Origin of the sequence: Thiocapsa sp. C2-2m (genome assembly GCF_041903745.1) — a bacterium.
GTDB classification, from domain to species: domain Bacteria; phylum Pseudomonadota; class Gammaproteobacteria; order Chromatiales; family Chromatiaceae; genus Thiocapsa; species Thiocapsa roseilacustris.
The window spans coordinates 1-8,405 of record NZ_JBBWVD010000076.1; the positions used below are offsets into that span (position 1 = coordinate 1).

The 8,405-nt window shown below is 56.4% G+C and carries 4 protein-coding genes and 2 pseudogenes; all 6 read left to right on the forward strand.

Annotated features, from left to right (window positions below; translation table 11 throughout):
- Positions 1 to 897: 897 nt before the first annotated feature.
- Positions 898 to 1,947: a hypothetical protein gene (locus AADX97_RS28020; protein ID WP_374237390.1), complete on the forward strand. Its 1,050-nt coding sequence runs from the start codon at positions 898 to 900 to the stop codon at positions 1,945 to 1,947.
- A 21-nt stretch (positions 1,948 to 1,968) separates the two neighbouring features.
- Positions 1,969 to 2,748 carry an RIO1 family regulatory kinase/ATPase gene (locus tag AADX97_RS28025; RefSeq protein ID WP_374237389.1) on the forward strand — a complete coding sequence of 260 codons (780 nt, stop codon included), beginning with the start codon at positions 1,969 to 1,971 and terminating at the stop codon, positions 2,746 to 2,748.
- 124 nt (positions 2,749 to 2,872) lie between these two features.
- A complete protein-coding gene (locus AADX97_RS28030; protein ID WP_374237388.1) occupies positions 2,873 to 4,624 on the forward strand; it encodes an ABC transporter ATP-binding protein in 1,752 nt (583 codons plus the stop codon).
- A gap of 12 nt (positions 4,625 to 4,636) precedes the next feature.
- Positions 4,637 to 5,647: a glycosyltransferase gene (locus AADX97_RS28035; protein WP_374237387.1), complete on the forward strand. Its 1,011-nt coding sequence runs from the start codon at positions 4,637 to 4,639 to the stop codon at positions 5,645 to 5,647.
- Positions 5,648 to 5,813: 166 nt separating this feature from the next.
- Positions 5,814 to 7,589: pseudogene (locus AADX97_RS28040) on the forward strand (IS1634 family transposase).
- Positions 7,590 to 7,829: 240 nt separating this feature from the next.
- Positions 7,830 to 8,405, forward strand: a pseudogene (locus AADX97_RS28045) (hypothetical protein); the annotation flags it as partial.

An 8,405-nucleotide genomic window follows, 5' to 3' on the forward strand; every position in this document is an offset into this window, starting at 1 on the left:
TCGGCACTACAGGCGTTTTTGCACAAACCGCTTTCGCGTAATCAGATACTTAACCGACTAACCGGGGTCAAAATGGACCGAAAATCGCGAAATCCAGGGTCGAATAGTCGAAGTCGGGCTAACGTCAGTCTTTAGCCAAACTCGGTGGAACACGGGCAAGCGATCGTGTTAGCTTAGCCACTTTGGACGTTCCGTGAACCGCTAGGTGCGACTTGAAGCTCGGGCTGCTGGATCAACAACAACTCGACGACGGGTATCTACAGCGACTTCCGGAGGCGCAATAAGTGGCGCGGGGATTGACCTTATCGGCGGATTTGACGGACGCGCAAGAGCCTCTCGGTGGAACCCGAGTTACAGTCGCCGCGACGCAGAGTTGTCGTGTAACTTGCAAGCATCAAGCACCGGCCGTGGCGTTTATCCTGTTTCAATCGATTGATCAGTGCCGGGGCGATGCCGCGGTGACGGGTAAGCACCTCCACCTGCGCTTCGTCGACCACCGCTTCCTCGCGGTGCCCTGCGGCGGCGCTTGCGAGACCCATGAGCTGAAAACGCAGGGGGAAGGTTCGACGCGATGCTGCTCGCCGACATCCAGCGCAGCTGTCTGCTGTATGACCATGAGCCATCACGGTCAAAAGAGGATCAACGGCTGCGGCTGTGCGTGTTTCCCTCAACAACGTGTCTCCTCGTCATCGTTAAGCATAACAGCCACGACACGCGCACCCGACGTCGACCTCATGAACCGGCTGACGTCATGACCGCGGCGAGGTTGCCTCGTTGTGCGGACTTCAACGGCATCCATGGACTGCCGAGCCCGTCCGCCATCCCTGGTGTGACCCGCAACCACTTGACTTGGCGACCGCGTTCGACACATCTGAGATTGACTATCGTCGCCTCGCTATGAACCCGCTGACGATCGTTTCATTCCACAACGCAGCAGAAGAATGGGTTGGATGGTCGCCGATTACTCATCTCGTCCACCTTGCCGCGACGCTGCTCGATGCGGAGCGCATCGAATTGAATCCAAGCAGGGTTGGCCGCATCGACGGGCTGAAGGCATGTTTACACCCTCGCTCTCGATCTGGAGCGGGTGGCTTATTGGTGATTGCAAAAAGTCCTGCCAATGCGCGCAGCTTCCTCGCATCGCAAACTTCGAAAAAACCATTTCGCTTTCGCGCAATATGGATCATCGACTCATTCTGGCATGAATGGATGCCCACGCGCCAGGAGATGGCCTATTTCGATTTCATCGCCTACACTCAACCGGGGGATCAACCCTATTATGAAAAGGCATTTGGCCATCGCGCCCATATGTTGAGCTGGGGATCGGATGTTCTCAATCTCGGTAGTTGCGCGCATGATCGCCCGATCGACCTGCTACGAGTCGGACGCCAGCCAGCAGCCTGGGATGATGACGCCTTAACTCAACGGCTTTGCAGCAATCATGGCATTCACTTTGAAGGACGACCTCCATATGGTCACGACCCAGTCGATCAGCATGTTCGCGTCATGGCGTACTATGCGCGTACCAAATTTGTGATTGCGCATTCCAACCTTGCGTCTGCCGCTAACTATACGCATCCCAGCCGAGAATACATCACAGGGCGTTGGACAGATGCGCTCGCCTGCGGGGCGACAGTGGCCGGGGTACAGCCGCGAGCTGCCGCGTTACTGTTTTGGCCAGGCGCAACCCTCGATCTGCCAAGAGCTGACCTCGCCGATAATTTAGTGGAGCTCAAGCATCAATTATCCTGTTGGACCCCGGCGGTCGTGGTCTATAACTTCCACCAAGCCTGTCGCCTACTCGACTGGCGGTGGCGCATGAAAACGATCGTCGACTTTTTCAATATCACCGCACCACGACTGGAACATGAGTTGGTCCACCTCGCGCAGCAACTGCCGCCTTCGACGCTCGCCTCCGAGCTATCAGAATCGCTCCCGGTACGATAGGGTTTACCTTCGGACCTCCCAATGACTCAAACGAAAACGGCTGCGCGGCCCGCGAAGGGGCTCGACGCAAAAGCCACCATCCTCCTGCAGACCGTACTGTTGGACTGCGCTTCCAACCTTGGCGACCTGACCGTTAGGTCGACTTGGCGAGAGCCTTATACAAACTGCAACCTCGACATATTACGCCCAAAAGCATTCGGCGTCGCCGAATGTGCTGAAGGCCAGCTCGTCTTCCTGAAGACCGATGAATGTGACACGGCAATAGAGAACGAGGCATTCATCCTAGGGGAAATTGCTGGTCTGTCCTCTGTGCCCCAGCTTTTGTGCGCACGGCATGGCCTATTGGTGACAACCTTTATCCCAGGCGTGCTCTTGCCTGAGCGCCTGTCAACACTCTCTACGCATGAACGCTTGCGGCTAGCTGCGTCGATTTTCCGTTGCACATACCAGATACACCGCCGCCATGTCGTACACAGCGACATCCGACCCTGGAATTTTCTGATCGACGATACTCTTGCGCTACACTTAATCGATTTCGAATATGCTCATTGTGGAAGGCGGGCACCGCCGAACGATGAGTATTTTTGGTATCACCATGGCGACTCACTAAGAACGAAAACCGACGATTGGATTGACACATGCGGCGTCTTGGAAGCTGTGTTCGTCGCGTCTGCTCGAATCACATGTCGGTTGTTAGCTGTGTTACCACGAGTGCTGAGGATCACCCTCAAGGTCAATCGCACCCTCCTCGATCGCATAACCAAACTGCTTCTCATGCCAAATCGACGCCATTCTTCGTAACCGACGCTCGCCAGACGTTCTCAGGGCTGAAGAAATGCAAACGAGGTCACGAATTCAAATGCTAGATCTAATCAAATCACTCTACAGCATGCTGGATCACTCGCAGCGTCGAAGGCTGCTCTGGATGCAGTTCCTCGTCATTCTGATGGCACTGGCGGAAATTATCAGTGTACTGTCGGTAGGCCCATTTATGGCGTTAGTGAGTGATCCAGATCTTATCTCGAGCAACACCCTTTTCAGCGAAGCTTATCGCCTGTCGGGAGCCCAATCTGCGTCGGCATTTCTGGTCGTGGCCGGTATTGGTGTGCTCGCTGTTCTGGCTATCTCCACCGCCATCGCAACGGTGACGATCTGGCGACTGTCCATATTCGGAACGATGCTCGGAACTGAATTGTCCGACCGGCTTTATACGTACTATCTTAATCGCGACTGGCTTTTTCACTCACAGGGAAGTACCGCAAGCCTGACTAAACAGATCGCATCAGAGGCACCTCGCATTACCAACGGTATCATTCAGCCACTGCTGCAAATCAGTGCTCGTTTCCTTGTGACCGCGTTCATATTGGCTGGTATTCTTGCTTACCGGCCAGCCGTTGCTTTAGTCGTGATGTTGACCTTCCTGGCCTTCTACCTAATAGTTTATCAGTCACTTAAGCGAAGACTTGAGTTCAATGGCCAACGGGTGTCGATGATTTCTGCGCTGCGTTTTAAGCTCATCAACGAAGGCTTTGGTGGTATCAAGGAAATCTTGGTCGCAGGAAGACAAAGAGACTTCGTCTTGCGCTTTCAGTCAAGTGGTAAAGCACTTGCGCAGGCTCAAGGTGAGAACACAGCTTTGATTCAACTGCCGAGACATCTTCTTGAGCTCGTTGCGTTCGGCTCAGTCATCGCCCTTGTACTATATTTCGTGAGCTTCAAACAGGATGGTGTCACTTCAATCTTGCCGGTACTGGCTGTTTTCGGACTGGCTGGAGTGAAGCTCTTGCCCGCGTTCCAGCAGATCTACGGTTCACTGGCACTGATTCGGGGAAACACATCTGCGCTGGAAGCTATTGGCGAGGATTTGCGACACTCCAAGGATCTCGAAGACGCCATACGGCACCTTGAGTTGCCATCCGGTAGCGCTTCGACCAATCGCGCAACCTTGCGGAGCGGCCTGAGCTTGCAGGACGTGTGGTTTCGCTATCCTGGAAAGCCTGAGGCTGTACTCAGAGGTCTGTCGATGGATATTCCGGCGAACCGTGTCATTGGCATCGTTGGGCCATCCGGTTCCGGCAAATCGACGACCGTGGACCTTTTATTAGGTTTGATCGAGCCGGATCAGGGAAATGTTATCATCGATGGCGAACCTTTATCCAAATCCAATGTCCGGCAATGGCAGGATCGTATAGGATTTGTACCTCAGGCGATTTTCCTGACCGATGGTTCGCTATTGGAGAATATTGCCTTTGGACTGCCGCCTGAACAGCAGGATCTGTCACGGGTGAAACAGGCTGTCAGGCTAGCCGAACTCGAAGAGTTTGTATGCTCTTTGCCGGATGGTCTACAAACCCGGGTTGGAGAACGGGGGGTGCAGCTGTCCGGCGGACAGCGGCAGCGCATTGGGATCGCCAGGGCGCTATGTGACGATGCCCAGGTTCTGCTGCTGGACGAGGCCACCAGCTCTCTGGATGGTGTGACGGAAAGACGGATTATGGACGGAATTTTCTGTTTCAGCCGAAGCCGGACCATTATCATGATCGCCCATCGGCTGAAGACGGTCGAACGATGTGATCTCATATTTTATCTGGACCACGGACAGGTTACCGATCGGGGAACCTTTGCGGAGCTTGTGGCACGCAATGATGGTTTTCGTCGCATGGCCCAGCATGCTTAATCAGAGAGAATCATGTCGATGCGTAAAACAAGCAGAAGAGTAATGCACGTCAGTTTGGCAGGAGTGGACAATCGACATGGCGTTGGACGTGACATCTGGCTGCTGGAGAACGTACTTGAATCCGAGCGTGCGCAGGTGACCGTGAATGTTCCTGGCCGCGTCAGTGTGGTCGACAAGCTTTGGCGAGAGCTCATTAGAAAGGGACTGAAACGACCCCCTTACGATATCGGGTTGTTCGTCGAGACTCCATGGCCTCATTTTTTCGACTACAGCAGGATCAACTGCCTGATCCCAAATCAGGAATGGCTGCGGGACGAGGATATTGCAGCGCTGCAGCGAGTCGACCGGATTTTGTGTAAAACCCACGCCGCATTAGAGGTGTTTGAGCGGCGAGGTTTTCCATCGACCTATATTGGTTTTTCCGGCCAAGATCGACTGCTTGCGGTTCAGTCGATGGATTATGGTGCTTGGTTACATGTGGCTGGCAAGAGCCTGTGGCGGGGTACCGAGTCGGTCATCGCCGTCTGGGCCCGCCACCCGGAGTGGCCGACGCTTACCATTGTCCAGAATCCAAAAGTAGCGCCCGTGGTTAGGGTACGGGCGCAGAATATCAATCATCACACTGCTTTCATCGATGATGCTGAGCTTCGGCAACTACAGAATCGATGCGGGGTACATTTGTGTCCGTCAGAGATGGAAGGCTATGGACAAACCATCTCTGAATCCATGAGCTGTGGCGCGGTGGTTATGACAACTAATGCCTCGCCTATGAATGAGATGGTTACGACGAATCGAGGTGTGCTTGTTCCGTTTGCGGCGAGCGAATCGCATTGTTGGGGGATGCGCTATTTTGTAGACGAGGGCATACTGGAAGCGCAGATTAATGAGGTTATCGCGATGCCAGTCGAGCTGATGCGTGTGCTCGGGGGGGCTGCCCGGAGTTGGTTCGAAGACAATGATTGCGCGTTTCGAGAGCGGTTCCCCAATGTTCTGCGACAGCTTGCAGACGAATCCTGCAATTGATTGGCCCGTCTTCGACTATTCGACCCTGGATGTCGCGATTTTCGGGCCTAATCGACCCCGAGAAGTAGGGTAAGTCTCTGATCGTATTAGAGCGACTCATGCCAGATCCCCTGTAGTGCCGACGTTGGTCCTTGAGCCAGAGGACCGAGCCGAGGACACTATCGGCATGTTCCTACGCTCCAAACTTCGCAAGAAAGACGGCAAAGAACACCGCTATTGGAGCGTAGTGGAGAATCGCCGTGTCGCGGATGGGCGGGTGGTGCAGCGCCATGTGTTGTATCTCGGGGAGATCAACGACGTGCAGCGCGCGGCCTGGTGCCGCTCCATTGCCGTCTTCGACGTGGACACGGGCACTGCGACGCAGTTGGCGCTGTTTCCGGAGGACCGCCCGGCGCCGGAACTGGCCTGCGCGGTGGTCCAGGTGAAGTTGAGCGGATTGCAGTTGCGCCAACCCCGACAATGGGGCGCGTGTATGTTGGTTTGCGGGTTGTGGGACCTGCTGCAGCTGGACACCTTCCGGCAGCCGCGCCTGCCACCGAGCCGCAAAGGCACGCGCTGGCTGAATGAGCTCAAGACCCTGGTCGCCTATCGCCTGATCGACCCCGGCAGCGAATAGCGCTTGCACCGTCACTGGTTCGATCACAGTGCCATGGGTGACCTGCTCGGGGAGGATTTCTCCATTGCCCGGAGTCATCCCCTGTATCGCAGTCTTGATCATCTAGTGGAGCACAAGCAGGCTTGTTCACCTTCCTTCAGGAGCGCTGGCGGCTCTTGTTCGATGCCCGCTTCGACCTGCTGCTCTACGATCTGACCAGTACCTATTTCGAATGCGACCCGCCGGAGCATGGCAAGCGCAAATTCGGCTATAGTTGTGACAAGCGCTCCGATTGCGTCCAGGTGATCATCGCCCTGATCGTCACCCCGGATGGTTTTCCATTGGCCTACGAGGTGCTCGCCGGCAATACCCTGGATAAACAAACCCTCACCGACGCCTTGGCCAAGATCGAGGCCCAATTCGGCAAAGCCGATCGCATCCGGGTGATGGATCGCGGTATTCCGACCGAAGAGACCCTGGCCCTGATGCGTGCATCGGATCCCCCGGTGCATGACCTGGTGGGCACTCCCAAAGGGCGCTTGACCAAGCTGGAGAAATGCTTCCTGACCAAGCCCTGGGCCGCAGTGCGTGATCAGGTCACGGTCAAGCTGCTGGACCAAGATGGCGAGTTGTATGTCCTGGCGCGGAGCGCCGGGCGGCAGGATAAGGAACGGGCGATGCGCCGGCGGCGTTTGAAGCGCTTATGCAAACGCCTGAAGGAATTGCAACGGCAAACGCTCAGCCGTGACGTGACGAGCTCTTATTCTCGGCGCGGCCAAGAAAGACGCCGGGCGCGCCTATGGATTGATGCGCATCCAGGTGCCCGCGCCCGATGAATCCGTCACTGCCGAAATCTTCACCTTTGCGCTCAATCGGAAGAAACTACGCCAGGTCCGCCGCCGTGAGGGCCGCTACTTATTACGCTCCAATCTCACCAGCAACGATCCCGTCCAACTCTGGACCTGGTATATCCAACTGACCGAAGTCGAACCGGCGTTCAAAGAACTCAAAGGTGACCTGAGTGTTCGGCCGATTGACCACCAAGTGGATCGGCGCATCGAAGCGCACATTTTCGTCGCCTTCCTGGCCTATTGTCTCCAAGTCACCCTGAAGGCCCGTCTGCGCCCCCTCGCTCCGGGTCTGACCCCAAGGTCCGCCTTGGAGAAATTCGCCGCCATCCAGATGGTCGATGCCCATCTACCGACGACCGATGGCCGTACCCTCATTCCGAGCCGTTACACCGAGCCGGAGGCCGACCAGCAACTGCTGCTCGACCGTCTGGATCTGCAGCTGCCCGCGCAGCCGCCACCGAGGATCACCGCCGCGCTCCATGCCCTTATACACTAATCGCTTGTAGTGCCGACCTTTGCCCCTGCAGCTTATGTAGTGCCTGAACAGAAACAATGTTTTCTTATTATGAACAGTGGATTATAATATGTCCCCATGATTGAAGATCGCGCCGATTATCGATCGAGAGGGACAAGACGAGTCCTAACCGATTGATTTCCTGAGGGCTCGGCAGCGATCTTGGCCTCCTTTCGCCGGGGCACGCCATGAGCCTTCATCAACTTCGCGATTCGAACCACTATGCGCAACGTGATCGATCCGCAATTGAAACTCGGCGAGGAGGATATCGCCGCCGTCGTTCTGAATCCGCGCTCGCGCGACGATATCCCGCAGCTCTTGCGTGGACTGCAGCACATCTACACCACCCCGCAGCTGCGCGAACCGGTGTTTGCGATCCTCGCCGAGCTGCGCCCGCCGGGCAGCGGCGAGGACGGCAAGGCGAGCCCCGAGACGGGGCGACCCGGTCTGTCGCAGTGGGCGATCCCGGGGCTCGGGGTGCTGCGCTTGGGGCTCAATGCCGACGACGATCGGATTCTCGAGCTGGCCAACCAACACACCACCCTGCGCAAGATGCTCGGCCATGCCGACTGGGCCGACGACACGACCGACAGCCTGCAGACCCTCAAGGACAACCTGAGCCTGTTCACGCCCGAGCTGCTTGACCGCGTCAATCAAGCGGTTGTGGATGCCGGCCACCCCAGGTGTCAGGATAGATGTCGCCTCCCTTTGGGAGGATGTGTGGGAGGATGGGGCATCACCGACCCGGGGCTTTGCGCCCCGAGACATGACAAGGCGACCGACATGACCACCTATTCG

Bases quoted from the DNA above. Each gene is read 5' to 3' on its own strand.
- AADX97_RS28020 (WP_374237390.1), top strand. From the start codon at position 898: ATGAACCCGCTGACGATCGTTTCATTCCACAACGCAGCAGAAGAATGG.
- AADX97_RS28035 (WP_374237387.1), top strand. From the start codon at position 4,637: ATGTCGATGCGTAAAACAAGCAGAAGAGTAATGCACGTCAGTTTGGCA.
- AADX97_RS28025 (WP_374237389.1), top strand. From the start codon at position 1,969: ATGACTCAAACGAAAACGGCTGCGCGGCCCGCGAAGGGGCTCGACGCA.
- AADX97_RS28030 (WP_374237388.1), top strand. From the start codon at position 2,873: ATGCAGTTCCTCGTCATTCTGATGGCACTGGCGGAAATTATCAGTGTA.